Origin of the sequence: Microbacterium sp. ET2 (assembly GCF_030347395.1) — a bacterium.
Classification (GTDB): domain Bacteria; phylum Actinomycetota; class Actinomycetes; order Actinomycetales; family Microbacteriaceae; genus Microbacterium; species Microbacterium albipurpureum.
The window spans coordinates 2,301,454-2,325,621 of sequence record NZ_CP128170.1 but is presented as its reverse complement, the minus strand read 5'-3'; the positions used below and the strand labels follow the sequence as shown (position 1 = coordinate 2,325,621).

General features: G+C 70.7%; 22 protein-coding genes and 1 pseudogene. 13 read left to right on the top strand and 10 right to left on the bottom strand.

Going from position 1 to position 24,168, the window contains the following annotated elements:
* Positions 1 to 100: 100 nt before the first annotated feature.
* The 3 genes from QSU92_RS11300 to QSU92_RS11290 all read right to left on the bottom strand — a co-directional run bounded on the left by QSU92_RS11300 (position 101) and on the right by QSU92_RS11290 (position 3,858).
* A complete protein-coding gene (locus QSU92_RS11300; RefSeq protein ID WP_289261862.1) occupies positions 101 to 1,060 on the bottom strand; it encodes an ABC transporter permease in 960 nt (319 codons plus the stop codon).
* The gene (locus QSU92_RS11295; RefSeq protein WP_289261860.1) at positions 1,057 to 2,061 is read right to left on the bottom strand and encodes an ABC transporter permease; all 1,005 of its coding nucleotides are present in this window, start codon (positions 2,059 to 2,061) and stop codon (positions 1,057 to 1,059) included. The genes QSU92_RS11300 and QSU92_RS11295 overlap by 4 nt, the downstream gene beginning before the upstream one ends.
* 129 nt (positions 2,062 to 2,190) lie before the next feature.
* The gene (locus QSU92_RS11290; protein WP_289261858.1) at positions 2,191 to 3,858 is read right to left on the bottom strand and encodes an ABC transporter substrate-binding protein; all 1,668 of its coding nucleotides are present in this window, start codon (positions 3,856 to 3,858) and stop codon (positions 2,191 to 2,193) included.
* A 193-nt stretch (positions 3,859 to 4,051) separates the two neighbouring features.
* On the opposite strand from QSU92_RS11290, the gene QSU92_RS11285 reads away from it, so the two are divergent.
* The 3 genes from QSU92_RS11285 to QSU92_RS11275 all read left to right on the top strand — a co-directional run bounded on the left by QSU92_RS11285 (position 4,052) and on the right by QSU92_RS11275 (position 6,136).
* On the top strand, positions 4,052 to 4,915 hold the full coding sequence (locus tag QSU92_RS11285; RefSeq protein ID WP_289261856.1) for a spermidine synthase: 864 nt from the start codon (positions 4,052 to 4,054) through the stop codon (positions 4,913 to 4,915).
* Positions 4,916 to 5,024: 109 nt separating this feature from the next.
* A complete protein-coding gene (locus QSU92_RS11280; RefSeq protein WP_289261854.1) occupies positions 5,025 to 5,552 on the top strand; it encodes a hypothetical protein in 528 nt (175 codons plus the stop codon).
* A gap of 29 nt (positions 5,553 to 5,581) precedes the next feature.
* Positions 5,582 to 6,136, top strand: coding sequence for a SprT-like domain-containing protein (locus tag QSU92_RS11275; protein ID WP_289261852.1), 555 nt, complete (start codon positions 5,582 to 5,584; stop codon positions 6,134 to 6,136).
* Here QSU92_RS11275 and QSU92_RS11270 read toward each other — a convergent pair.
* Positions 6,089 to 6,769 carry a 2-phosphosulfolactate phosphatase gene (locus QSU92_RS11270; RefSeq protein WP_289261851.1) on the bottom strand — a complete coding sequence of 227 codons (681 nt, stop codon included), beginning with the start codon at positions 6,767 to 6,769 and terminating at the stop codon, positions 6,089 to 6,091. The two genes, QSU92_RS11275 and QSU92_RS11270, sit on opposite strands and share 48 nt — an antisense overlap.
* A gap of 52 nt (positions 6,770 to 6,821) precedes the next feature.
* Here QSU92_RS11270 and QSU92_RS11265 point away from each other — a divergent pair, with 52 nt between their 5' ends.
* Positions 6,822 to 7,328 carry a hypothetical protein gene (locus QSU92_RS11265; protein WP_289261848.1) on the top strand — a complete coding sequence of 169 codons (507 nt, stop codon included), beginning with the start codon at positions 6,822 to 6,824 and terminating at the stop codon, positions 7,326 to 7,328.
* Between the two features lie 153 nt (positions 7,329 to 7,481).
* On the opposite strand, the gene QSU92_RS11260 is transcribed toward QSU92_RS11265, so the two are convergent.
* The 4 genes and pseudogenes from QSU92_RS11260 to QSU92_RS11245 all read right to left on the bottom strand — a co-directional run bounded on the left by QSU92_RS11260 (position 7,482) and on the right by QSU92_RS11245 (position 11,680).
* Complete coding sequence (locus QSU92_RS11260) at positions 7,482 to 8,951, bottom strand: ABC transporter permease (RefSeq protein ID WP_289261847.1); 1,470 nt, start codon at positions 8,949 to 8,951, stop codon at positions 7,482 to 7,484.
* Entirely contained in the window at positions 8,948 to 9,733 is a 786-nt protein-coding gene (locus QSU92_RS11255) for an ABC transporter ATP-binding protein (protein WP_289261844.1), read from the bottom strand. Before QSU92_RS11255 ends, QSU92_RS11260 begins: the two co-directional genes overlap by 4 nt.
* Before the next feature lie 116 nt (positions 9,734 to 9,849).
* Positions 9,850 to 10,505 (bottom strand): annotated as a pseudogene (locus tag QSU92_RS11250) (response regulator transcription factor).
* A complete protein-coding gene (locus QSU92_RS11245; protein ID WP_289261842.1) occupies positions 10,502 to 11,680 on the bottom strand; it encodes a sensor histidine kinase in 1,179 nt (392 codons plus the stop codon). Before QSU92_RS11245 ends, QSU92_RS11250 begins: the two are co-directional and overlap by 4 nt.
* A gap of 245 nt (positions 11,681 to 11,925) precedes the next feature.
* On the opposite strand from QSU92_RS11245, the gene QSU92_RS11240 reads away from it, so the two are divergent.
* The 9 genes from QSU92_RS11240 to QSU92_RS11200 all read left to right on the top strand — a co-directional run bounded on the left by QSU92_RS11240 (position 11,926) and on the right by QSU92_RS11200 (position 22,555).
* The gene (locus QSU92_RS11240) at positions 11,926 to 12,774 is read left to right on the top strand and encodes a nitrilase-related carbon-nitrogen hydrolase (protein WP_289261840.1); all 849 of its coding nucleotides are present in this window, start codon (positions 11,926 to 11,928) and stop codon (positions 12,772 to 12,774) included.
* A 154-nt stretch (positions 12,775 to 12,928) separates the two neighbouring features.
* Positions 12,929 to 14,362, top strand: a complete 1,434-nt coding sequence (hydA, locus tag QSU92_RS11235; RefSeq protein ID WP_289261838.1) for a dihydropyrimidinase — start codon at positions 12,929 to 12,931, stop codon at positions 14,360 to 14,362.
* Positions 14,363 to 14,367: 5 nt separating this feature from the next.
* Positions 14,368 to 15,384 (top strand): TIGR03842 family LLM class F420-dependent oxidoreductase, encoded by a 1,017-nt coding sequence (locus QSU92_RS11230; RefSeq protein ID WP_289265885.1) that lies wholly within the window; start codon positions 14,368 to 14,370, stop codon positions 15,382 to 15,384.
* Positions 15,385 to 15,391: 7 nt separating this feature from the next.
* On the top strand, positions 15,392 to 16,351 hold the full coding sequence (locus QSU92_RS11225) for an ABC transporter permease (RefSeq protein WP_289261836.1): 960 nt from the start codon (positions 15,392 to 15,394) through the stop codon (positions 16,349 to 16,351).
* Complete coding sequence (locus QSU92_RS11220) at positions 16,348 to 17,187, top strand: ABC transporter ATP-binding protein (protein ID WP_289261834.1); 840 nt, start codon at positions 16,348 to 16,350, stop codon at positions 17,185 to 17,187. Before QSU92_RS11225 ends, QSU92_RS11220 begins: the two co-directional genes overlap by 4 nt.
* A complete protein-coding gene (locus QSU92_RS11215; protein WP_289261832.1) occupies positions 17,184 to 17,963 on the top strand; it encodes an ABC transporter permease in 780 nt (259 codons plus the stop codon). The genes QSU92_RS11220 and QSU92_RS11215 overlap by 4 nt, the downstream gene beginning before the upstream one ends.
* A gap of 96 nt (positions 17,964 to 18,059) precedes the next feature.
* The gene (locus tag QSU92_RS11210) at positions 18,060 to 19,226 is read left to right on the top strand and encodes an ABC transporter substrate-binding protein (RefSeq protein ID WP_289261830.1); all 1,167 of its coding nucleotides are present in this window, start codon (positions 18,060 to 18,062) and stop codon (positions 19,224 to 19,226) included.
* Positions 19,227 to 19,632: 406 nt separating this feature from the next.
* On the top strand, positions 19,633 to 20,970 hold the full coding sequence (locus QSU92_RS11205; RefSeq protein ID WP_289261828.1) for an aspartate aminotransferase family protein: 1,338 nt from the start codon (positions 19,633 to 19,635) through the stop codon (positions 20,968 to 20,970).
* A 52-nt stretch (positions 20,971 to 21,022) separates the two neighbouring features.
* Positions 21,023 to 22,555 carry a CoA-acylating methylmalonate-semialdehyde dehydrogenase gene (locus QSU92_RS11200; protein ID WP_289261826.1) on the top strand — a complete coding sequence of 511 codons (1,533 nt, stop codon included), beginning with the start codon at positions 21,023 to 21,025 and terminating at the stop codon, positions 22,553 to 22,555.
* A 127-nt stretch (positions 22,556 to 22,682) separates the two neighbouring features.
* On the opposite strand, the gene QSU92_RS11195 is transcribed toward QSU92_RS11200, so the two are convergent.
* Positions 22,683 to 23,630 carry a diacylglycerol/lipid kinase family protein gene (locus QSU92_RS11195; protein ID WP_289261824.1) on the bottom strand — a complete coding sequence of 316 codons (948 nt, stop codon included), beginning with the start codon at positions 23,628 to 23,630 and terminating at the stop codon, positions 22,683 to 22,685.
* Entirely contained in the window at positions 23,627 to 24,127 is a 501-nt protein-coding gene (locus tag QSU92_RS11190) for an Lrp/AsnC family transcriptional regulator (protein ID WP_289261823.1), read from the bottom strand. Before QSU92_RS11190 ends, QSU92_RS11195 begins: the two co-directional genes overlap by 4 nt.
* Positions 24,128 to 24,168: the final 41 nt, after the last annotated feature.

Genomic DNA, 24,168 nt, shown 5'->3' with positions numbered 1-24,168 from the left:
CGCGACAGGCGAATGGTCAGCGCCAGCGCTCGCCTGTCGCGATCGGCCGCGCGCGAGCGCAGATCGCGACAGGCGAACGGTGAAGTGACGCGATCCGGCGCTACCGCGCGCGGGTGCGGGGGTCCATCGCCTCGCGCAGCGCCTCGCCGAGCAGGGTGAACCCGAGCGCCGTGATCGTGATGCAGGCACCGGGCAGGAACGCCAGCCACGGCGCGATCGCGAGCTCGAGCTGGGCGTAGGTGAGCATGCGCCCCCACTCCGCGGTCTGCGGGAGCCCACCGCCGAGCCCCAGGAACGACAGAGCCGCCGCCTCGATGACGGCGGTCGCCAGCGACAGCGTGCCCTGCACGATGACCGGGCCGATGGCGTTGGGCAGCACGTGGCTCATCGTGATCTTGCCGCGACCGAGGCCGAGCGTCTGCGCCGACAGCACGTAGTCGGCCGAGCGCTGCTGGAGCATCGACGCGCGCAGCAGCCGCGCGAACACCGGCACCTGCGCGGCGCCGATCGCGATCATGACCGACAGCTGGGTCTGCCCCAGGATCGCCGCGATCGACACCGCGAGCAGGAGCGAGGGCACCGAGAGGAGGATGTCGACGAAGCGCATCACCACGACGTCGACCCATCCGCCGAACGCGCCGGCGATGAGGCCGAGCAGCATGCCGCCGAGGAGCCCGAACGCGGTCGAGACCACGCCGATCGTGAGCGACGCCTGCGCGCCCCAGATGAGCTTGGACAGCACATCGCCGCCGAAGCGGTCGAGACCGAGCGGGAACTGCGGCAGCTCGCCCGGACCCGGGATGTCCGTCGGAGTGATGTACCGCTGGCCCGGGAGGTCGGTGGGGCCGTAGGGCGCGAGCACGGGCGCGAGCGCGGCGACGAGGACGAACAGCGCGATGATGATCGCGCCCACCCACGCCGATGGATTGCGGCGGAGCCGCCGGAAGACGTCGCGCCAGAAGCCGCCGCGCACCTGCGCGTCCAGGAGCTCCCGGTCGTCGACGGCGGTGTCGTCGACCGGCCCGCCGCTGGGGGCGGGGGGAAGCATCGCCGAGGTCATTGGACCCTCACTCTCGGGTCGATGAAGCTGTACGAGACATCCACGATCAGGTTGATCAGGGCGTACGCGATCGCGATGAAGATGATGAAGCCCTGCAGCACCGGGAAGTCACGGGTGAAGATGGCGCGGGCGAGGAACGACCCGATCCCCGGGAAGGCGAACACCGTCTCGGTGAGCACCGCCCCCGAGATGAGCAGCCCCGTCTGCAGACCCACGGTCGTCACGACCGGGAGCAGTGCATTGCGAAGGATGAAACGCCCGCGGATCGTCCCCCGCGGCACGCCCTTGGCCATGCCGGTGCGGACGTAGTCGGCGTTCTGCACCTCGAGCACCGACGCGCGGGTGATCCGCACGATGATCGCCAGCGGAATCGTGGCGAGCGCCACCGCGGGCAGGATCAGGTGCAGGATCGCATCCCACGAGGCATCCCACTCCCCCGTGATGATCCCGTCGAGGATGTAGAAGTTCGTGTAGTGGGTCGCGTCGATGCGCGGGTCCTGCCGCCCCTCCGACGGCAGCCAGCCCAGCTGCACCGCGAACACCCACTTGAGCAGGAACGCCAGGAAGAACACCGGGATCGTGATGCCGAGAAGGCTCGCGGCCACCGTGAGGTGATCGGTGGCCTTGCCGTGCCGGCGGGCCGCCCAGTATCCGAGGGGGATGCCGACCCCGACGGCGATGAGGAGCGCAGCGCTGGAGAGCTCGAGGGTCGCGGGGAAGCGGCGCCAGAACTCCTCGGTGACGGCGCGCCCGGTCTGGATCGACGTGCCGAAGTCGCCCGACAGCAGCCGCCCGAGCCAGACGATGTACTGCTCGAACAGCGGTCGGTCGAAGCCGTAGAGACGGTTGATCTCGGCGACCGCCTCGGGGGTCGCCCGCTCACCGAGGAGCGCGACGGCGGGTCCGCCCGGGAGGGCGCGGACCCAGAGGAACAGCAGGATGGACAACCCGAACAGCGTCGGGATGAGCAAGAGGATCCTCTTGCCGATGGTGCGTATCACGGAAGGCAGCCTTCGAGGACGTGCGCCCCGGATCCGGGGGTGGGGCCGGGGGCGCGGTCGTGCGGAGGAGAAGACGAGCGGATGTCGCGGCGCGGCGTTCGGGGCCGCGCCGCGACATCCGGATCGTCGCTACTCGGAGAGCTCGACCAGGTTGTAGACCTCGTCCTGCACGGGGCTCGCCGGGTACGAGGTGACGCGCTCGTCGAAGACGAGGGTCGGCACCGGGTGGGCGAGCGGGATTCCGGGGAGGAACTCCATGATCTGCGCGTTGGCGTCGGCGTAGGCCGACTCCTGCTCCTCGGCGGTGGCCAGGCCCCGGCCGGTGGTCAGGGCGCTGAAGATCTCGGCGTTGTCGAAGCCCCACTCGTTCGAGGGCGCACCGAAGAACGTCCCCACGAAGTTGTCGGGGTCGTTGTAGTCACCGGTCCAGCCGAGCAGGTGGATGCCGTGCTCGCTGCCGCCCTGGATGAGGTCGAGGTACTCGCCCCATTCGTTGGAGACCGGATTGAGCACGATGCCGACGGCCTCGAGCTGGGACTGCAGGTTGGTGAAGATCTGCTCGGGGTTGGGCATGTACGGCCGAGAGATGTTGACCGGGTAGTTGAACGTGATGGTGAGGGGGTTCGACTCGTCGAAGCCCGCCTCGGCCAGCAGCGCCTGAGCGGCTTCCGGGTCGTACTCGTAGGTGGTGACGTCGGGGTTCCACCCGATCACGCTGTCGGGCATGAACTGCGTGGCCACCTCGGTGCCCTCGGGGAGCACCTGCGAGATGAGCTGCTCCTTGTCGATCGCATGGGCGATCGCCTGACGCACGCGCTCGTCCGCGAGCTCGGGAACGGCCTGGTTCATGCCGAGGTAGAGCACGTTGAACGGGTCGCGGTTGATGAGGGTGAAGCCCGCCTCCTCCAGCGCGCCGAGGTCGGCGGGGGCGACGAGGTCGTAGCCGTCGATGCTGCCGGACTCCAGCGCCTGGCGACGCGCGGTGGTGTCGCCGATCACCTGGAAGATGATCTCCTCGACCACGCCCTGCTCGCCCCAGTAGTCCTCGTAGGCGGTGAGGGTGGTGGTGCTGCCCGGATCCCATGACTCGAACTGGAACGGACCGGTGCCGGTCGGGTGACCCGTGGCGTACTCGCTGAGGGTCGGTGCCTCCGAGGTGCCGCCGACGTCATCGGCGCCGTATTCCTCCAGCGCCGTCGGGCTCTGCATCGCGAACGCGGGGAGCGACAGGGCGGGGATGAATCCGGCGAAGGGCTCGGTCAGGGTGACCGTGACCTCGGTGTCGCTGACCGCCTCGCAGCCGCCGTAGATCGAGGTGCCCGTGTCGGCGTAGCCGCGCATGAGCTTGCCCCAGTAGTACGACAGGCTCTCGCTCTGGGCGATGCCGGTGAAGTTGTTCTGGCGGTCGAAGTTGACGCACACCGCTTCGGCGTTGAAAGGGGTGCCGTCGTGGAAGGTCACGCCCTCCTCGAGGGTGAAGGTGTAGCTCAATCCGTCCTCGGACTGCTCCCAGCTGCTCGCCAGAAGCGGCGCGGGGTCGGCGGTTCCCGGTTCGACGCCCACGAGGCCCTCGAAGATCTGCCGGGAGACGCGGAACGACTCGCCGTCGCTGGCGAACGCCGGATCCAGGCTCGACACGTCACCGGAGGCTCCGAAGATGAACGTCGAGTCGACGTCGCTCGGCTCCTCGCTTCCGCCGCCCTCGTCGCGCTGGCTCGCGCAGGCCGTCAGGATCAGCGATCCGACGGCGATGGCCGCAGCGCCGGCGAGCAGGCGCTTTCTCGTTGAGTGAAGCATCGTGTACTGCACCTTCCTTTTTGAGGGTCCCTTTCGGGTCGCGAGCACAGCGATATGTGTGACAGCACCGGCCCACGGAGTGTGATCCCTCGACCGTACCCGCGCGTCGTCGCACGGATGGTCACGGTGAGGTTGCGATTCTGTTTCGGCGGCCGGGGCGTGACGGACGGACGCCGCGGGCTAGCGTTGAGCCATGGCGCGCGCTCGGGTGGAACAGGTGCGACCTTCGGCACGGCTCGGCGACGGCACTCTCGCGACGATCGCGCCGTCGGAGTACGACACCGGCTGGGAGCTCATCGTCGACGGCACGCCGCAGTCGCACGTCGACCTCGACGACCCGACGCACCTGCATTTCGAGTACGTGTTGCGGATGGCGGCGGTGATCGACCGCCTGAAGCTCCCCGGCCAGCCGCTCACCGCCGTGCACCTCGGCGCCGGTGCGCTGACGGTGCCGCGCTACATCGAGGCGACGCGGCCGGGGTCGCGCCAGCAGGTCATCGAACTCGAGCAACCCCTGGTCGACCTCGTGCGCGAGCATCTGCCCCTTCCGCGGGGGGCGGCGATCCGGGTGCGGATCGGCGACGCCCGAATCGGGCTCGCGCGTCTCCCCCGTGCGCTCGTCGGAGCCGTCGACGTGCTCGTCTCCGACGTCTACGCAGGGGCGCAGACCCCGGCGCATCTGACCACGGTGGAGTTCTACCGCGAGGCCGCCGCACTCCTCGCCCCCGACGGCGTGCTGCTGGTCAACGTCGCCGACGGCGCAGGACTCGCCTTCGCCCGTCGTCAGGTGGCGACGGTGCGCGAGGTGCTCCCCCACGTCATCGTGCTGGCCGAGGTGCAGACGCTCAAGGGTCGCCGGTTCGGCAACCTCGTCGTCGCCGCCTCCCCGTCACCCCTCCCGACCCAGTGGCTCCCGCGGCTGATGGCGGCAGGCCCCCACCCCGCGAAGGTGGCCGAAGGCCAGGAGGTCGACGAGTTCGCGCGCGGAGCGCGTATCGCGACCGACGGTGACGCGACGCCGTCGCCCAAGCCCGCGGCATCCGTCTTCGAACGGTGAATTCCTGTCCGGATGCCGCCCTGCGGCGTGCCACGCCGGCGCCGGCGCCGCCGTCGCGCAGACTGGGGGAGCGTGGGCGCGGGACCCTCGAGCGTGGAAGGAGTCGATCGTGAGCTACATCCTGGGATACGACCCCGACACCCTGAGGGAGCAGGTCGACCCGATTCGCTGCGAGGGGCGCCTGGGTGAGATCGGCGAGCAGCGGAGTCTGCCCGCCCTCCTCGAGCGGGTGTGGCTGCTGAAGGTGCTCGATCGCCTGGATGATGCGCTGGTGCTCTCCGAGCAGTCGGTGCGCGTGGCCCGGATGGCGGGGACGCGCAAAGACCTGCTGCGAGCCCGGATCCTCCATGCCACCGTGCTCCAGGTGCGCGGTCAGCTCGCCGCCGCCGATCAGGAACTCACCGCGTGCGCCGAGGAGGCCGACGGCCAGGGCTGGTCGGGCATCGCCGCTTTCGCGTACCAGCATCGCGGCAAGACCCGCTACGACGGCGAGGACTTCGACGCCGCGCGCACCGACTTCAAGCGCGCGCTGTTCCTCCGACAGGAGTCGGGCGCTCCCGACGAGCAGCTCGAATCGACGCTGCTGGCGATCGACGCGTCCGAGCGGCGGCGCGTGCGGCCGTCGGTCGCGAGCTGAGTGTCGTAGGTACGTTCTAACATCACGGCATGTCAGAACCTGAACGGGTGCGCGTCTGGGCGAACGCCCTGATCCGCCGCCACCTCGACCCCTCGTGGACCTTCGGCTTCGACAACGCCAAGAGGCGTGCGGGCCTCTGCGATTTCCGGCGCAAGCGCATCAGCGTCTCGCGCTACCTTTCGGCGCGGTACGACGACGACACCAACCACCAGACGCTCCTGCACGAGGTGGCCCACGCGATCGCCGGGCCTGCGGCCGGGCACGGCGCGGAGTGGAAGAGCATCGCCCGAGACCTCGGCTACGTCGGGGGCACGACCCATGACGGCGAGACGGCTGTCGAACTCGCGCCGTGGGTGGGCGTGTGCCCCGCCGGACACACCGCCTACCGGCATCGGCGCCCGCCGCGGGCGACGTCGTGCGTCGCATGCGCGCCGCAGTTCGACCGCCGCCATCTGTTCACCTGGACGCGGCGCGAGATCTCGGCCGCCGCCCGGCTGGCCGCGATGACGCCGCGCACGGATGCCGCCCGGGGTGGGTCAGAGCAGGGCGATGCGGTCCCCGCGCACGATCGGCACCGCGTCTGAAGCGTCGACCTCGGCGGCGCGGACGACGTCGGGCCGCAGGTCTTCCTCGATGAGTTCCTGACCCGAGCCGCTTGCGGTCAGCAGGTGACGCACCGCCCCGCGAAGCCCGCGGAAGGCTTCGCCTGCCGTGGCGGCTTCGGGCGAGGAGTGGTCGATCCCCCGAGTGGTGAGGGCGTCGATGACGGCGCCGGCGCCGAGGAGATCCTCGACGGCGAAGCGCAGCGGTGCGCCGCCGTGGCCGAGCTCGCCGGCCGGGATGATCGAGATCGAGGTGCGGCGACCGCGACGCTCCTGCTCGTCGGCGATCGCCCGCGCCACGGCGGAGGCGTTGCGCAGTCCCGCGAGAAGGACGATCGGGCCGTCGGGTTCGTCCGCGACCGCGTGAGGGCCGGCCGAGACGGAGCCCGCGGCGGCGGCTGCTGCGGCGGCGACACGGGCGCCGTTCAGCGACACCGCGAAGGCCGCGTCATCCAGCATCATCTCCTGGCCCTGCTCGACCACGTCGATCGCCCTGCTGGAGAAGCGGAGCACATCCACGACCACCACGATGTCGGCGGGCGCGAGGCGCGCGAGGGCGTCGAGGCCCCAGTCCAGACGCACCTGATACCGGGACTGATCGAAGGGCGAGGGCATTCCGTCAGCCTAAACGGGCGAGCCGGGTGGCGCGGAATGACAGAGTGGGCACATGCGGATCATGCTGAAGCTCGTCATCGATTGCGATGCGGATGCCGCCTGGCGGGCGCTGCACTCCCCGCGCGCGGTCGCGGAACTGTACGGCCCGCTGGTGCAGCTGGCGCCCCTCGAACCCGACGCGCTGCCGACCGCCTGGGAGCCGGGAGCGGAAGTCGGGGTCGAGATGAGCCTCGGCGGGCGGGTCTCGCTCGGCCGGCAGATCATCCACGCGAGCGACCGGACGATGAAGGGCCCGGACGGCCCGATCCGCATCTTCCGCGACAGCGGCATCCCGATCTCCGGGCCGCTTGCGGCCCTCGACGTCTGGGACCACCAGATGGCGGTGTCACCGGCGCCGGGCGATCCGACGAAGACCCTGTGGCGCGACCGCCTCGTCATCGGCGGGGCGGCCGCGCCCGTGCTCTGGCCGGGATTGTGGGCGGCATGGCAGTGGCGCGCGGCGCGCATCCGGGCACTCGCGCCGACGTGGGCGCACGATCCGGAGCTCGCTGACGCCTGACGCCTCCCGCGCCGCGCCCGTCGGCTCGGCGACACACGGGAGGAGATCGACACGAGGGAGGCGGCTGCGCCGCGGCGCGTCCTCCGGTGTGCCGATCTCCTCCGGTCCGCGGGGGCGAGCACGCCCGCGCAGGCGCTCGCCGCGGCCCGCGCCTCACTCGGCGAGCGCCTCCACCGGCGCGACCCGGGTGGCCAGGCGCGTGGGGGTCACGGCGGCGATGAGGGTGAGCGCCGCGGTCGCCGCGACCACGATCAGCACCGGCACGAGCGGCACGGCCGGCCACACGAACGTCGGTCCCGGCGGGAGGCTCGGGTCGCCCGGCACGGAGCCGAGCAGCGACTGCGCACCCGCCCATCCGTAGGCGACGCCCAGGACGAGGCCCGTCGCCAGCGCGGCGATGGTGAGGTGCGCCGCCTCGAGCAGCACGACCCGCCGCACCTGGGGGGCGGTGAGTCCGAGGGCGCGGAGCAGTCCGAGCTCGCGCCGGCGCTGCACGACGCCCAGGGTGAGGAGGTTCACCAGGCCCACGGCGGCGATCACCGCCGAGATCGCCACGAGCACCATCATCACCGCGGCGAAGGTGTCGAGCACGGCTGCCATCTCGGCGGGGAGCTCACCCCCGGCCGACGCGGTGAGCACGGCCTTGGTCGACTCGATGGCGACGGCGAACATCGTCACGAGCGTCACACCCATCACCACTCCGATCGCCATCCGGCTCGAGCGCTCGGGGTAGCGGAGGGCGTTCTCGGCGGCCAGCCGCGCGGTCGCCGATCCGCCGAAGAGCCGACCGATCAGCCGCAGCACCGGCGGCATGAGAAGGGTCGCGCCGAGCGCGATGCCGGTGAAGGAGAGGATGCCGCCGACGAACGCGACGGCGACACCCAGCGGTGAGACGAGGCCGAGCACGATGCCCGCCGCCAGCAGCGCCCCGCCGGCGACGAACAGCGCGACGGCGGTGACGTTGCGTCCGGTGCGACGGACGACGTCCTCGCGCGTGGCCTCAACGGCGCCACCGAGCGCCTCCATGGGCGTGACGGTCAGCACGCGCCGCGATCCGGCCCACGCCGCAGCCCAGGTCGTGAGCGCGACGATGACGGCCGGCACGAGGAGCTCTCCGGTGACGACGCCGTACGAGACGCCATCGAGCCCGAGCAGCTCGGTGCCGACGGCGACGCCGAGCGCGGCGACGCCGGTGCCGACGACGAGGCCGCTGAGGGCGCCGACGACGCCGACGGCGAGCCCCTGCCGGGCGACCTCCTGGCGCTGCGCGCGCGCCGAGGCGCCGATGAGCCGCATAAGGGCGATCTGCCGGGTGCGCCCGGCGATGACCGTGGCGAACGTGTTCGCGGTGACGATCCCGGCGACGTACACCGCGACGCCGACCAGGATGACGGTGAGCAAGCTCAGCACGAACGCCAGCGTCCCGCTGTCGCCGATGTAGGGATCGGAACGGAGGATCGCGGCGAGATAACCCGTCACCGAGACGAGCAGCACGCCGAAGGCGCTCGAGATGGCCGCCACCAGGACGCTGGCGGCCATGCCGCGCTCGCGCAGAAACGCCCATCGTGGGGCGGCGGTCCGTGGCATCCGGTCTGCTCGGTTCTCCAGGGCGACCGCACTCATGCCGTCACCTCCGCGGATGCCGGGGACGACAGCTCGCCGGCGAGGAGGAAGGCCGCGATCTCCTCGGCGCTCTGCCGCGGCTTGTCGGCGGCGATGCGGCCGTCACCGAGCACGATCACGCGGTCGGCGTGGCTGGCGGCGACCGGGTCGTGGGTGACCATCGCGATCGACTGGCCATGCTCGCGGCTGGCGTCGGCGAGGAGCCGCAGCACCTCCCGACCGCTGCGGGAATCGAGGTTTCCGGTCGGCTCGTCGGCGAACACCACGTCGGGGGCGGTGGCGAGGGCGCGGGCGATCGCGACGCGCTGCTGCTGGCCGCCCGACAGCTGATGCGGGCGGTGTCCGAGGCGTGAGGTGAGGCCGAGCGTGTCGACGAGCCGGTCGATGCGCGCGCGCTCCAGCGCGGACGGGCGCCGTCCGTCGAGGTCGAAGGGCAGCAGGATGTTGCCGAGCGCGTCGAGGGTCGGCACCAGGTTGAACGCCTGGAACACGAACCCGACACGGCGGCGGCGAAGGATGGTGAGCTCGAGGTCGGTGAGCCCGGTGATCTCGGTGTCGCCGAGCCACGCGCGGCCCGAAGTGGGGGCGTCAAGCCCTGCCATGACGTGCATGAGCGTTGACTTGCCCGAGCCGGACGGCCCCATGATGGCGGTGAACTCGCCACGGCGGATGCCGATCGTCACGCCGTCGAGCGCGCGCACCGCGCTGTCGCCGGTGCCGTAGGTCTTGGTCAGCTGCTGCACCCGGGCCGCCAGGCCCAGGTCGGTGGAGGAGATGTGCATGCCTTCGACGCTAGGAATCACCCGGGTGGGCGCGCGTCGGCCCCGGGGCCGATCCGTGTACATCGGAAGGATGACGCGGGCCCGCGTGCCGGCGCGCGCCGCGCCGCGCGTCGCGCTCAGGCCAGGCCGTGCTCGAAGGCGAAGACCACCAGCTGCACGCGATCGCGGAGCGCGAGCTTGCTCAGGATGCGACTGATGTGCGTCTTTACTGTCGCCTCCGACAGGTACTCCCGGGCGGCGATCTCGGCATTGGAGAGTCCTCGAGCGGCGAGGGCGAAGATCTCGCGCTCGCGCTCGGTGAGCTCGCCGTAGGCGGGGGAGCGGGACGCGGCGCCGCATCGGCGAAGCGGGCGAACAGATCACGGGTCGCCGAGGCCGCGATCACCGCCGACCCCGCGTGCACGGTGCGGATCGCGGCCAAAAGGAACTCGGGGTCGGCGTCCTTCAGCAGGAATCCGCTCGCGCCCCCGCGGATCGCCCGCGCCGCAGCCTCATCGAGGTCGAAGGTCGTCAGCATCACCACGCGCGGCGGGTCGGGGTCGCGCAGCAGCTCGGCGGTGGCGGCCAGGCCGTCCATCACCGGCATCCGGATGTCCATCAGCACCACGTCCGGCCGCGCCTCTCGCACGACCGCCAGCGCCTCGCGCCCGTCGGCGGCTTCGCCGACGACCTCGAGGTCGGGCTGAGAGTCGACGACCATGCGGATCCCCGCACGGAAGAGCGCCTGATCGTCGACCAGCACGACGCGGATCACCCCGGCGCCCCCGCTCATGCGGTCGCCCCGATCGGCACCGTCGCCGAGACGACCCAGTCGCCACCGTCCTCGCCGGCTTCCAGTCGCCCGCCCACGAGCTGGGCGCGCTCGCGCATGCCGATCACGCCGTGGCCCCGCGGGCCGTCGGCAGATGCCGCACCGTCGACCGCCCTGGCGTTGCGCACCGCGAGCTCCACGCGATCGGCGTGCCACCCCAGCCGCACGGAGACGTCACCGCGTCCGTGCCGGAGCGCGTTCGTCAGAGCCTCCTGCAGGATGCGGTAGATGGCGATCTGAACGGATGCCGGCAGCTCGCCCGGCGGGGCGGGGTCGATGTCCACGCGCAGGTCGACGCCCGCGGCACGCACCTGGGCCCACAGCTCCTCGAGGTCGGCGAGGCTCGGCTGCGGCCCGTCGCCCTGGCTGTGACGCAGCTGGGTGAGGAGCAGCCGCACGTCGGCGAGCGCCGCGCGCGCCGTCGACGAGATCGTCTGCAAAGCGGCCGTCGCCGCCTGCGGATCGGCCGCGGCGGCATACCGAGCCCCGTCGGCCTGGGCGACGACCACGGCGAGCGAGTGGGCCACGACGTCGTGCATGTCGCGCGCGATCCGCGCGCGCTCGAACTCCGACCGCGCCTCCTCCTCTGCCCACTCCTGGGCGAGCCGGTTCTCGCGCGCACGCCGCGCGGTGCGCACGAGCGCCCCGCAGGTCCAGGCGAGCATCAGGGCGAAGGTCGCTCCCCCGAGCACGATCACCGCGATGGGAAGCACCGACAGGTCGAGGGCGCCGGAGTACAGCGGCCCGAGGTAGAGGTAGAGGGTGATCACGACGGCGCCCGTCACCGCCGACGCGAGCCCGGCCCAGAACACGCGGACACTCCCGTAGGCCGCTGCCGCGTAGAGCACGCCGAAGATCGCGAAATCGACCAGGCTCGGCCCGCGCAGCAGGCTCATCTGCGCAAGGGCGCCCGCCCACGCCAGCGCCAGCGCCACCCCCGGCGAGAAGCGGCGGAAGCCCAACGCCACGCTGAACAGCAGCACGTACCCGGTGACCCCGAGCATCGCGCCCACCTGGGTCGGCGGTCCCATCATCCCGACCCCGGCGTTCAGCTCGAAGACGACGGTGACGAGGAAGAACCCGGCCGCCAACGCGATGTCGGTCGCCATCTGGAGGGGACGGAGGGGTCGGAACACCGTTTCACGCTAGAGGAGTGGATGCCGCGCGGCATCCGTCCTCCGATGTATCTCCGCGACGCGGCCACCGCCTCTTGTGGCCGCGCGGCCGAGGCTTTACTGTCCGGACACAGGCCGAAACCGGCGGGAAACGTCCGGGAAGAAGGATCAGTCCACGGGGTGAGTACTCACCGGACGGTCCCGACACCGGTCCCCGTCGGCGTCAGCACGAAGAAGTACTGGACGACACGGATGGAGATGCGTAGATGACGATGGTGCGCGCAGCGATCACACAGACCACGTGGACCGGCGACAAGGAGTCGATGCTCGACAAGCACGAGGGCTTCGCCCGGGATGCCGCCGCGCAGGGCGCGCAGGTGGTGTGCTTCCAGGAGCTGTTCTACGGCCCCTACTTCGGGATCACGCAGGACAAGAAGTACTACCGCTTCGCCGAGGCCGCCGACGGCCCGATCGTGCAGCGCTTCGCCGCGGTCGCCAAGGAGCTCGGCACCGTAATGGTCCTCCCGATCTACGAGGAGGCCGAGACCGGGGTGTACTACAACACCGCGGTCCTGGTCGATGCCGACGGCACGATTCTCGGGAAGTACCGCAAGCACCACCTCCCCCACCTCGATCGGTTCTGGGAGAAGTTCTACTTCCGTCCGGGCAACCTCGGCTACCCGGTCTTCGACAGCGCGGTCGGCCGTATCGGTATGTACATCTGCTACGACCGGCACTTTCCGGAGGGATGGCGCGAGCTCGGCCTCAACGACGCGCACATGGTGTTCAACCCCAACGCCACCAAGCCCGGCCTGTCGAACCGGCTCTGGGAGGTCGAGGGGCCGGCGGCCGCGGTCGCGAACGGGTACTTCGTGCTCCAGCCCAACCGGGTGGGGCGCGAGGACAACGAGTACGGCGAGCTCGCCGTGGACTTCTACGGCACCAGTCAGGTGATCGACCCGCGCGGCGACTTCGTGGGCGAGCGGGGTTCAGGGACCGAGGAGGAGATCCTCGTGCGCGATCTCGACATGGACATGGTGCGCGAGATGCGCGACGACTGGCAGTTCTATCGGGATCGCCGTCCCGACTCCTACTCGAAGATCGCCCGGCCCTGATCCCCCTCATGGCCGAGGTGTATGGAGCGAGCGAAGCGATGCGGCGTTCGGCATCGCTGGCATCGGGACTGGCGGGAGCGCCGGCCGAAGGCCGACGCGGGGGCATGCGATGCCGAATGCCGCATCGCGCAGCGGACAGAAAGAAGGACTGATCGTGACCACGACCCTGATCACCGGAGGCACCGTCGTCTCCGCAACAGGCCGCGGCGACGCCGACGTGCTCATCGACGGCGACACCATCGTCGCGGTGCTCGCGCCGGGTTCGCAGCTGCTGGGCACCGACCTGGCGGCATCCGTCGACACCGTCGTCGACGCCACCGGAAAGTATGTGATCCCCGGCGGCATCGACGCCCACACCCACATGGAGCTGCCCTTCGGGGGCACCGCCGCCTCGGACACCTTCGAGACCGGCACCCGGGCGGCTGCCTGGGGCGGCACGACGAGCATCATCGACTTCGCCGTGCAGCGCTACGGCGAGCGCGTCGAAGACGGACTGGCCGCCTGGCACGAGAAGGCCGCCGGCAACTGCGCGATCGACTACGGCTTCCACCAGATCATCGGCGGCGTCGACGACGATTCGCTGCGGGCGATGGACTCCCTCATCGACGAGGGGGTGACGAGCTTCAAGCTCTTCATGGCCTACCCCGGGGTGTTCTACTCCGACGACGCGCAGATCCTGCGGGCGATGCAGAAGTCGGCCGACACGGGCCTGCTGACGATGATGCACGCCGAGAACGGCCCCGCGATCGACGTGCTGGCAGCCCAGCTGGCCGAGGCGGGCAAGAAGGCGCCGTACTACCACGGCATCGCGCGCGCGTGGCAGATGGAGGAGGAGGCCACCCATCGGGCGATCATGCTCGCGAACCTCACCGGTGCGCCGCTGTACGTGGTGCACGTCAGCGCCAAGCAGGCCGTCGACCAGCTCGCCTGGGCACGCGATCAGGGCTGGAACGTCTTCGGCGAGACCTGTCCGCAGTACCTCTACCTCTCGCTGGAGGAGCAGCTCGGCGCATTCAGTGAGGAGTGGGGCCAGTTCGAGGGTGCGAAGTGGGTCTGCTCCACGCCCCTGCGCAGCCGGGGCGAGGGCCATCAGCACCACATGTGGCAGGCCCTGCGTACCAACGACATCCAGATGGTCTCCACCGACCACTGTCCCTTCTGCATGAAGGGGCAGAAGGAGCTGGGGAAGGATGACTTCCGCGCGATCCCCAACGGGATCGGCTCGGTCGAGCACCGCATGGACCTCATGTACCAGGGCGTCGTCACCGGAAAGATCACGCTCGAGCGGTGGGTGGAGCTGACCTCCACGACCCCGGCGCGGATGTTCGGCCTGTACGGCAGGAAGGGCGTGATCCAGCCCGGCGCCGACGGCGATGTCGTGGTCTACGACCCCCACGGCCACACCACGATCTCGGCGTCCAGCCACCAGATGAACATGGACCACTCGGCCTGGGAGGGCTTCGAGGTCGACGGGCACGTCGACACCGTCATCTCGCGGGGCAGGGTCATCGTCGACGGCGGCATGTACCACGGCAGCAAGGGCGACGGACAGTACCTGCGTCGTGGCCTGAGCCAGTACCTGGTGTGACGGCCATGGATTTCGGCGTCGTCCTGCAGACCAACCCGCCCGCGGCCCGTACCGTGCAGCTGGCCAAGCTCGCCGAGGCGCACGGGTTCAGCCACGTGTGGACGTTCGACTCGCACCTGCTGTGGCAGGAGCCGTACGTCATCCACTCGGCGATCCTCGCCGAGACCAAGCGCGTCACCGTCGGGCCGTTCGTGACCAATCCGGCCACCCGCGATTGGACGGTCACCGCCTCGGTGTTCGCGACCCTCAACGAGATGTACGGCAACCGCACGATCTGCGGCATCGGGCGGGGCGACTCGGCCGTGCGGGTCACGAACGGCAAGCCGACGACGTTGAAGGAGCTGCGGGAGTCGATCCACGTCATCCGCGAGCTCGGCAACTCCCGGCCGGTGGGGTACAACGGCGCGACCCTGCAGTTCCCGTGGAGCCGCGGGTCGGAGCTCGACGTCTGGGTCGCCGCCTACGGTCCCCTCGCGCTGAAGCTCACCGGTGAGGTCGGCGACGGCTTCATCCTGCAGCTGGCCGACGTCGACATCGCCGCGTGGATGATCACCACGGTGCGCGATGCGGCCGAGGCGGCCGGCCGCGACCCCGACAGCATCGCGTTCTGCGTGGCGGCGCCCATGTACATCGGAACCGACCGCGCGCACATGCTCGAGCAGTGCAGGTGGTTCGGCGGGATGGTCGGGAACCATGTCGCCGACATCGTGGCCAAGTACGGCCAGCACGGGGCCGTACCAGACGCCCTCACCGACTACATCGCGGGGCGCACCGGCTACGACTACAACACCCACGGCAAGGCCGACAACGACCACGTCGACTTCGTGCCCGACGAGATCGTCGAGCGGTTCTGCATCCTCGGCAGCGCCGAGGAGCACATCGCCAAGCTCGAGCAGCTCCGCGCCCTCGGCGTCACCCAGTTCGCGGGGTACCTCCAGCACGACAACAAGGAGGAGACGATGCGCGTGTACGGCGAGACCGTGATCCCGGCTCTGCAGGCGCACGTGGCGGCGAAGAAGTGAGGGCTGGATGACGAGAACGGATGTCGCACCCGACGTCGTCACCGCGGCCACCCGGTCCACGTCGGTCCGTGCGGCCCGCCCCGGCGGGCGGCGCGGTGGACGCCGGGGCGCGGCGTGGCTCTGGGGCGTCGTCGGGGTCGCCGCGGTCATCCTGCTCTGGGAGATGTACAAGCTCCTCGCGCCCGAGAACGGCGTGATCGTCGGCGACGTCCGGGTCCTGCCACGCACCACCGACCTCGCGATGCCCCACGTCTGGGACATGGTGGTGCGCCTGGCTGAACCCGTCACCCGGCAGGACGGCTCGCCGCCGCTGTGGACGGCGGTCGCGCTCGCCGCCCTCACCACTTTGGGGATCGCGGCGGCCGGATGGCTCGTGGGTCTCGTCGTGGGCATGGCGCTCGCCCTGGTGATGCAGCGCTGGCGGCTGGCGGAGTGGGGGCTTCTCCCCTGGATCATCCTCAGCCAGACCGTTCCGCTGATCGCCTTCGCCCCGATCGTCCGCAGCTGGGGGTCGCGCATCGAGATCGCGGGGGCCCAGTGGCAGGACTGGATGTCGGTGGCCGTCATCGCCTCGTACCTCGCGTTCTTCCCCATCGCCGTCGGCGCTCTGCGCGGGCTGCAGTCGCCCGAGCGCCTCCACGCCGAGCTCTTCCAGACCTACTCCGCCGGCTACTGGCAGACCCTCTGGCGCCTGCGGCTTCCCGCCGCGGTGCCCTACCTCCTCCCGGCGCTGCGCCTCGGAGCGGCCAATGCCGTGGTCGGCGCGGTGGTCGCCGAGGTGTCCACGGGCCTCCAGGGCGGGATCGGCCGCCTCCTCATCCAGTTCGCCGGCCAGGCCTCGGGTGACCCCGCCAAGGCCTGGGGGCCGATCTTCGGCGCCGTGGCCCTCGGCCTCATCGCCGCCGGATCGATCGCGGTCCTCGGCGTCATCCTGAAGAACTATCGACGAGGCGAGGTCACCGCATGAGCACCCCCACCCCCACCGCCGTACCGGTCACCGCGACAGCAGCGGTCTCGGTGACCGACGTGACCAAGACCTTTCCCTCGTCCTCGGGCGAGGTGCAGGCGCTCAGCGCCGTCGACCTCACGGTCGCCCCCGGCGAGTTCGTGTCGCTGATCGGCCCGTCCGGGTGCGGCAAGTCGACGCTCCTGCGGCTCATCGCCGATCTCGACACCGCATCGTCGGGGCACATCGACGTCTTCGGCAAAGACCCCTCCCGCGCCCGCCGCGACCAGGACTACGGCATCGCCTTCCAGCAGGCGGGTCTCCTCCCTTGGCGGACGGTCGCCGCGAACATCGCCCTGCCCCTGGAGATCCACGGCGTCGGAGCCGCCGATCGGCGGACGCGCGTGGCCGAGCTCACCGAGATGGTCGGACTCACCGACTTCGCCGACCGGTATCCGGATCAGCTGTCGGGAGGGATGCAGCAGCGCGTCGCCATCGCGCGGGCCCTCGCCGAACAGCCGCGGCTGCTGCTGATGGACGAGCCGTTCGGGGCGCTCGACGAGATGACGCGCGAGCGCATGCAGACCGAGCTCGCACGCATCGCGACCGAGACCGGCGCAGCCGTCGTCTTCGTCACCCACTCCATCCCCGAGGCTGTCTTCCTCTCCGACCGGGTGGTCGTGATGTCCCCGCGCCCGGGCCGGATCACCGCGGTGGTGGATGTGAGCTTCGGGGCCACCCGTCGCGATGAGGCCCTTCGCGAGGCATCCGTCTTCTTCGACAGCGTGACCGCGGTGCGTGAAGCCCTGCACGGGCAGGCCGACGGCGAGCGCGCCGCCACGCGGGAGATGCGATGACGGCCGCCACCGCCGAGCGCCTGCGGATCATCGCCCCGATCGTCGTCGGGCTGATCTTCCTCGGCGTCTGGCAGCTGCTGGTCGGCGTCGTCGGCGTCTCGGACTATCTGCTTCCCAGTCCTGCAGCCATCGCGGAGGAGTTCATCGCCTTCGCACCTGCGATCGGCGACGCGACCCTCGTGACCGGCACCAACGCCCTCATCGGGCTCGTGGTCGGCACGATCCTCGCGGTGGTGCTCGCCGCCCTCGCCGCCCGCTGGCAGGCGGTCGACGGCATGTCGGCCCCTGTGGTCGCCGCTCTCGCCGTCGTGCCGATCGTGGCGCTGGCTCCAGTGCTGAATTCGATGTTCGGCGCCGACAGCCAGTTCGGTCGGCAGGCGATCGCCGCCCTGGCGTCGTTCGTCCCCGTCTTCGTCAACACTCTCCGGGGCCTCCGGCAGACCCGCCCGGTGCACCGCGACCTCATGCGCAGCTACGCGGCCAGCTCGTCGCAGGCCTTCCGGATCGTGACGCTGCCGACGGCCGCGCCGTTCCTCCTCACCGGCATCCGGATCGCCAGCTCGCTGGCCGTCATCTCCGCCCTCGTGGCCGAGTACTTCGGCGGGCCCCGCGGTGGCCTGGGGAGCTTCATCTCCACCTCGGCCGCCACGAGCGCCTACGCGCGCGCCTGGGCCTACGTCGCCGCGGCGATCGCCCTAGGCCTGCTGTTCTTCCTCGCCACCGCGGCCCTGGAGCGCCTGGTGCTCCGTCGCATCTCTCCGGGAGCCGCGCGATGACGCCCGCCCCCGACAGCGTCCCCGCACCCGGCGGGGCCGGCACCGCACCATCCCATCGCACGATCTGATCCCGGGAGGGATCCGAAGGGAACCACCATGAGACACAGCACACGCCGCATCCTCGCGGCCGGAGCCGCCGCGCTGACCGCGGCGCTCGTCCTCACCGCCTGCTCGGGCGGCGGCTCGGACTCGGGTTCGGGAGAGGCGTCCGGCGACGCCCCCGACGGCGAACTGACACCCGTCACGCTGCAGCTGCAGTGGCTGCCGCAGGCGCAGTTCGCCGGCTATTTCGCCGCCGTCGACCAGGGCTTCTTCGAGGAGGAGGGCCTGGAAGTGGAGATCATCCCCTCCGGCGGCGACATCGTGCCGCAGGACGCCCTCGCCGCCGGTGACGTCGACTTCGCCATCGCCTGGGTGCCGAAGGTCCTCGGATCGATCGAGGCGGGCGCCAACCTCACCAACATCGCCCAGATCTTCCAGCGCTCGGGCACCCTGCAGGTCGCGTGGGCCGATGCGGGCATCGACTCGGTCGCCGACTTCGAGGGCAAGCGGATCGGATCGTGGGGCTTCGGCAACGAGTGGGAGATCTTCGCGGCGATGGCCGCCGAGGGTCTGGACTCCACGACCGTGGAGATCATCACGCAGGACTTCAACATGAACGCCTTCCTGCAGGGCGACATCGACGCGGCGCAGGCGATGACCTACAACGAGTACGCCCAGCTGCTCGAGACCGTCGACCCCGACACCGGTGAGCTCTATCAGCCCGAGGACTTCTCGGTGATCAGCTACCAGGACGACACCGTCGGAGCCATGCTGCAGGACGCGATCTGGGCCGACACCGAGCGTCTGGAATCGGACGAGGCGTACGCCGAGACGGCGGTGGCGTTCCTCAAGGCCGTCATCAAGGGGTGGGCGTACGCGCGCGACAACCCCGAGCAGGCCGCCGACATCACCCTCGCGTCGGGGTCGGGCTGGGGCCCGAGCCACGAGCTGTGGATGATGAACGAGACCAACAAGCTCATCTGGCCCGCGGCGGACGGCATCGGCATCATCGACGAAGCGGCCTGGACACAGACCGTCGAGGGCGCCCTCGCCGCGGTCAACGAGACCGGTGCGCGGTTGATCACCGAGGAGCCCCCGGCGACGGCGTACGACAACCAGTACATCCAGCAGGCGCTCGATGAGCTGGAGGCCGACGGCGTCGACGTGTTCGGCGAGTCGTTCGAGCCCATCGAGGTCGAGCTGCAGGAGGGCGGCAACTGAGCCGCGTCGCAACCATCTGTGATCCGCGAGACTGCATGTGCACGTCGAGACCGACCGCGCCGCGATCGGTCTCGACGCCGCAGTGCAGTCTCGCGGGACCTTGGGCCCGGAGCCGCGACACCTGCCTCGCGATCATGGACGTGACCACCCGGGGCGAAGGGGAAGTGAGGTCGGCTCGTGGCATCCGACAGTCGTGTCACCGTCGTGAACTCCGGCGCATGGGGATTCTTCTTCTTCCTGGCATACATCGGCGCCTGAGACGGAGCGCGCTCCGCGTGACCCTCTCCCCAACACGCCCGCGATCGGCGAGACTGCATATGCGCGCCGAGACGACGTTCGCCGCAACGGGTCTCTCAGCCGCAGTGCTGTCTCGTGGGTGGGACCGCACCATCGATGAGGAGACACCATGACCACCGACATCCAGACCGATCTCGACGCCCGGGCTACGCAGCTCGATCGTGCGCACGTCTTCCACTCGTGGTCGGCGCAGGCCGGGCTCGATCTGCCCGTCATCGCCGGGGGGTCGGGGACGACGGTGTGGGACCACGCCGGCAATCGGATGCTGGACTTCTCGAGCCAGCTCGTGAACGTCAACATCGGTCACCAGCATCCTGCGGTGGTCGCGGGCATCCAGGAGCAAGCCGCTCGGCTCGCGACGATCGGGCCCGCGACGGCCAACCTCCAGCGCGGCGAGGCCGCCGCCCGCATCGTCGCCCGCGCCCCTGAGGGGATGAACCGGGTGTTCTTCACCAACGGCGGTGCGGATGCGATCGAGAACGCGATCCGGATGGCGCGCCTCCACGCCGCCGCCAAGGGCGAGGTCGGGCGAGAGAAGGTGCTGTCGACGTACCGCTCGTACCACGGCAACACCGGGGCGGCGATCGTCGCGACCGGCGACTGGCGCCGCATCCCGAACGAGTACGCCCGCGGGCACGTGCACTTCTTCGGCCCGTATCTGTATCGCTCGGAGTTCTGGGCGACGACACCCGAAGAGGAGAGCGCACGGGCGCTCCACCACCTCGAACGCGTCATCCAGGCCGAGGGGCCTGCGAGCATCGCCGCCCTGCTGCTGGAGTCGATACCCGGCACCGCCGGGGTGCTGCTCCCGCCGCCGGGATACCTCGCCGGGGTTCGCGACCTCGCCGACCGCTACGGCATCCTCCTCATCCTCGACGAGGTCATGGCGGGGTTCGGACGCACCGGCCGCTGGTTCGCGTTCGACGGCTACGACGTGGTGCCCGACCTCATCGCCTTCGCCAAGGGCGTCAACTCCGGCTACGTGCCGGTGGGCGGAGTGATCATCTCGGACGAGATCGCCGCGACGTTCGACGAGCGCGTCTTCCCCGGCGGCCTCACGTACAGCGGGCACCCGCTCGCCGCGGCATCCATCATCGCGGCGCTCGATGCGATGGAGTCCGAGGGAATCGTCGACAACGCCCGCCGCATGGGTGCCGAGGCGATCGGTCCGGGGCTCCTCGCGCTCGCCGAGAAGCACGAGGTCATCGGGGAGGTGCGCGGCGAGGGCGTCTTCTGGGCGCTCGACCTCGTCAGCGACCGTGAGACCCGTGAACCGCTGCCCGCCGCAGCGATCGGAGCGCTCAAGAAGGACCTCCTGGCGCGGGGCCTCCTGCCCTTCACCGCCGACAACCGCATCCACGTCGTGCCACCGTGCGTCGTCACCGCCGATGAGGTCGCCGAGGCGCTGGAGATCTACGACGCCGCCCTCGCGACCGTCCGACTCTGACGACACACTGGAACCACGTGTCCCTCACGAGGGGACCCACCGGAAGGAAGAGATGACCGACACCACGACTCTGGAGCAGACGACGCCGTCCGCGACCGCGATCCTCGATCACTGGGTGGGAGGCGCCCCCTGGGCGGGAGCGGGCGAGCGCACCGGCCCGGTGTACAACCCGGCCCTCGGTCGGGTGCAGAAGGAGGTGCGCTTCGCCACCGCCGACGACGTCGATCACGTCGTCGGTGTCGCCTCGGCCGCCGCGTCGGAGTGGAAGAACGCCAGCATCGCCAAACGCCAGCAGGTGATGTTCGCCTTCCGGGAGCTGGTGAATCAGCGGAAGGACGAACTCGCCGCGATCCTCACCTCCGAGCACGGCAAGGTGATCTCCGACGCACACGGCGAGATCGCGCGAGGCCTCGAGGTCGTGGAGTTCGCCTGCGGCCTGGGTCATCTGACCAAGGGCGCGTACTCCGAGAACGTCTCGACCGGCATCGACGTGTACACCCTGCGTCAGCCGCTCGGCGTCGTCGGAATCATCAGCCCGTTCAACTTCCCGGCGATGGTGCCGATGTGGTTCTTCGCGATCGCTCTCGCCGCAGGCAACGCCGTGGTGCTCAAGCCCAGCGAGAAGGACCCGACGGCGGCGAACTGGATGGCCGAGCGCCTCACCGAGGCGGGCCTGCCCGACGGCGTGCTCAACGTCGTCCACGGCGACAAGGTGGCCGTGGACGCGCTCCTCGAGCACCCCGAGGTGCGCGCGATCTCGTTCGTCGGCTCGACCCCGATCGCCCGCTACGTCTACGAGACCGGAACCCGCCACGGCAAGCGCGTGCAGGCGCTCGGCGGAGCGAAGAACCACATGCTGGTCCTCCCCGACGCCGACCTCGACCTCGCCGCCGACGCGGCGGTGAACGCCGGCTTCGGCTCGGCGGGCGAGCGGTGCATGGCGATCTCGGTCGTCCTCGCCGTCGACGCGGTCGCCGACGCGCTGGTGGAGAAGATCTCGGAGCGGATGGCGACGTTGCGGACCGGCGACGGCACGCGGGGCTGCGACATGGGCCCCGTGATCACCGCCGCGCACCGCGACAAGGTCTCGTCGTACGTCGACGTCGCCTCCGGCGACGGCGCGGACGTCGTCGTCGACGGGCGCGGCATCGAAGTCGACGGCGACCCCAACGGATTCTGGGTCGGGCCGACCCTCATCGACCGGGTGCCGACCTCCTCGGCGGCGTACCGCGACGAGATCTTCGGCCCGGTGCTCTCGGTGGTGCGGGTGGACGGCTACGAGGAGGGACTGGAGCTGATCAACTCCGGCGCCTTCGGCAACGGCACGGCGATCTTCACCAACGACGGGGGCGCGGCCCGCCGCTTCCAGCACGAGGTGCAGGTCGGGATGATCGGCGTGAACGTGCCGATCCCCGTGCCCGTGGCCTACCACTCCTTCGGTGGGTGGAAGGCGTCGCTTTTCGGCGATGCCAAGGCGTACGGCCCGCACGGGTTCGACTTCTTCACGCAGGAGAAGGCGGTCACGAGCCGATGGCTCGACCCGTCGCACGGGGGCATCAACCTGGGCTTCCCCCAGCACAGCTGACGCGACCCCTCCTCCGCTCTCCACCGCGAGAGTGCATCTGCGCGCCGAGAATCCGGGGTCTACCCGCATGCTCGGCGCTCAGATGCACTCTCGCGGACGGGGGAAGGGGACGAGGGCGGAGGGCGGGTCAGCGACCAGGGCGCGGGGCGAACACCGTCAGCGCCGCGGGGACCACGGCGAAGCGCAGCGTGAACTCCTCACCGTGCGGCTCTTCGAGCTCGCCATCGTGCACCCAGACCTCGGGACGCCCGGGCCCGGGCCGCACGATCATCTCGAACCCGGTCTCCAGGAGCCGCTCGACGTCGCGCTCGGCGGGCATGAGCCGCACCGCGCGAAGCACCGCCGCCGTCCGCTTGCCGAAGGCGAGCGAGGCGATCGCGCGCAGGCGCGTGCCGCGGGCGTGATGGATGCGGATGTCGAGGACGGGGTCCTCGAGGTTCTCGCGCTGCATCGTCGCGACCCGCTTCGGGTCGTTCGTGCCGACGCCGACGAAGACCGACCACACCCGAGCGCGGCGGCCGTCCCGGACGATCACGAGCGGCTCGGCCGTGCGCATGGTCCGCCAGGCGGCGACGATGCCGCCGAGCCACTTCCCGAACCGCCGGCGCCGTTTGTCGCGCTCCTCGATCAGCTCGGGGTAGGCGCCCACCGACGCGGCGTTGAGGACGAGCACCGCGTCGGCGCCATTCTCGCGGACCTCCATGGCGCTCACCTCGACGGTGTCCTCCGCAAGAAACGCCTCCACGGCGGTCTCCACGTCTTCGAGACCCGCCGACCGGGCGAAGTGGTTGAAGGTGCCGCCCGGCATCACCAGCAGTGGGACGCCGTGCTGCCGCGCCAGGCCCGCCATGCGCGAGACCGACCCGTCGCCGCCGTAGACGCCGAGGACCGTGGGCGCGTCGCCGTCGGCGAACGCCGCCTCGACGACATCCGCCAGGTCTTCGCCTTCATTCAGCTCGTGCACGCGCGCCGCGGGAAGGCGTTCGGCGAACAGCTCGGCGGGGTCGGTGCGGATCACCGCCGTCCCCGACCGGCTGTTGCGGAGGATGAGCAGGCCCGAACCGTCGGTCGTCATCCGTCGACCGTACCCCGCGGCACCCGGATCGGCCGGTTCTCATAGAAGGTCTGCAGCACCACGGTGGTGCGGGTGTTGACCTGGGCGGCGGCACGGATGTCGCGGATCAGTGCCTCGAGGTGACGCGGGCTCTCCACGCGGACGAAGAGGATGTAGCTGGCATCGCCGGCGATGGAGTGGCACGCCTCGATCTCGGCGAGGTGCTCCAGTCGTTCGGGCGCGTCGTCGGGCTGACCGGGGTCGAGCGGGGTGATCTCGACGAAGGCCGAGAGGGGTTTGCCGACCGCTTCCGCGTCGAGCTGCGCCCGATACCCGGTGATGACTCCGCGCGCCTCCAGGCGTCGCAGGCGCGTCTGCACCGCCGACACGGACAGCCCGACCGCGGCGGAGAGCTCCGCCAGCGTCGCGCGGGCGTTGGCGCTCACGACCGAGACGATCCCGGCGTCGATGTCGTCGTCGAGGCGGGGGCCGCGGCTGCTCTCGTCGCCTCCGGTCATGGCTCGAGCGTAGCAGCGTGCTCACGTCGGACCGGAAGTTC

Coding starts and splice junctions, on each gene's coding strand:
- QSU92_RS11195 (WP_289261824.1), bottom strand. CDS start 23,630: ATGACGACCGACGGTTCGGGCCTGCTCATCCTCCGCAACAGCCGGTCG.
- QSU92_RS11260 (WP_289261847.1), bottom strand. CDS start 8,951: ATGAGTGCGGTCGCCCTGGAGAACCGAGCAGACCGGATGCCACGGACC.
- QSU92_RS11240 (WP_289261840.1), top strand. CDS start 11,926: ATGACGATGGTGCGCGCAGCGATCACACAGACCACGTGGACCGGCGAC.
- QSU92_RS11220 (WP_289261834.1), top strand. CDS start 16,348: ATGAGCACCCCCACCCCCACCGCCGTACCGGTCACCGCGACAGCAGCG.
- QSU92_RS11230 (WP_289265885.1), top strand. CDS start 14,368: ATGGATTTCGGCGTCGTCCTGCAGACCAACCCGCCCGCGGCCCGTACC.
- QSU92_RS11255 (WP_289261844.1), bottom strand. CDS start 9,733: ATGCACATCTCCTCCACCGACCTGGGCCTGGCGGCCCGGGTGCAGCAG.
- QSU92_RS11190 (WP_289261823.1), bottom strand. CDS start 24,127: ATGACCGGAGGCGACGAGAGCAGCCGCGGCCCCCGCCTCGACGACGAC.
- QSU92_RS11200 (WP_289261826.1), top strand. CDS start 21,023: ATGACCGACACCACGACTCTGGAGCAGACGACGCCGTCCGCGACCGCG.
- QSU92_RS11285 (WP_289261856.1), top strand. CDS start 4,052: ATGGCGCGCGCTCGGGTGGAACAGGTGCGACCTTCGGCACGGCTCGGC.
- QSU92_RS11265 (WP_289261848.1), top strand. CDS start 6,822: ATGCGGATCATGCTGAAGCTCGTCATCGATTGCGATGCGGATGCCGCC.
- QSU92_RS11290 (WP_289261858.1), bottom strand. CDS start 3,858: ATGCTTCACTCAACGAGAAAGCGCCTGCTCGCCGGCGCTGCGGCCATC.
- QSU92_RS11275 (WP_289261852.1), top strand. CDS start 5,582: ATGTCAGAACCTGAACGGGTGCGCGTCTGGGCGAACGCCCTGATCCGC.
- QSU92_RS11270 (WP_289261851.1), bottom strand. CDS start 6,769: ATGCCCTCGCCCTTCGATCAGTCCCGGTATCAGGTGCGTCTGGACTGG.
- QSU92_RS11205 (WP_289261828.1), top strand. CDS start 19,633: ATGACCACCGACATCCAGACCGATCTCGACGCCCGGGCTACGCAGCTC.
- QSU92_RS11215 (WP_289261832.1), top strand. CDS start 17,184: ATGACGGCCGCCACCGCCGAGCGCCTGCGGATCATCGCCCCGATCGTC.
- QSU92_RS11225 (WP_289261836.1), top strand. CDS start 15,392: ATGACGAGAACGGATGTCGCACCCGACGTCGTCACCGCGGCCACCCGG.
- QSU92_RS11300 (WP_289261862.1), bottom strand. CDS start 1,060: ATGACCTCGGCGATGCTTCCCCCCGCCCCCAGCGGCGGGCCGGTCGAC.
- QSU92_RS11210 (WP_289261830.1), top strand. CDS start 18,060: ATGAGACACAGCACACGCCGCATCCTCGCGGCCGGAGCCGCCGCGCTG.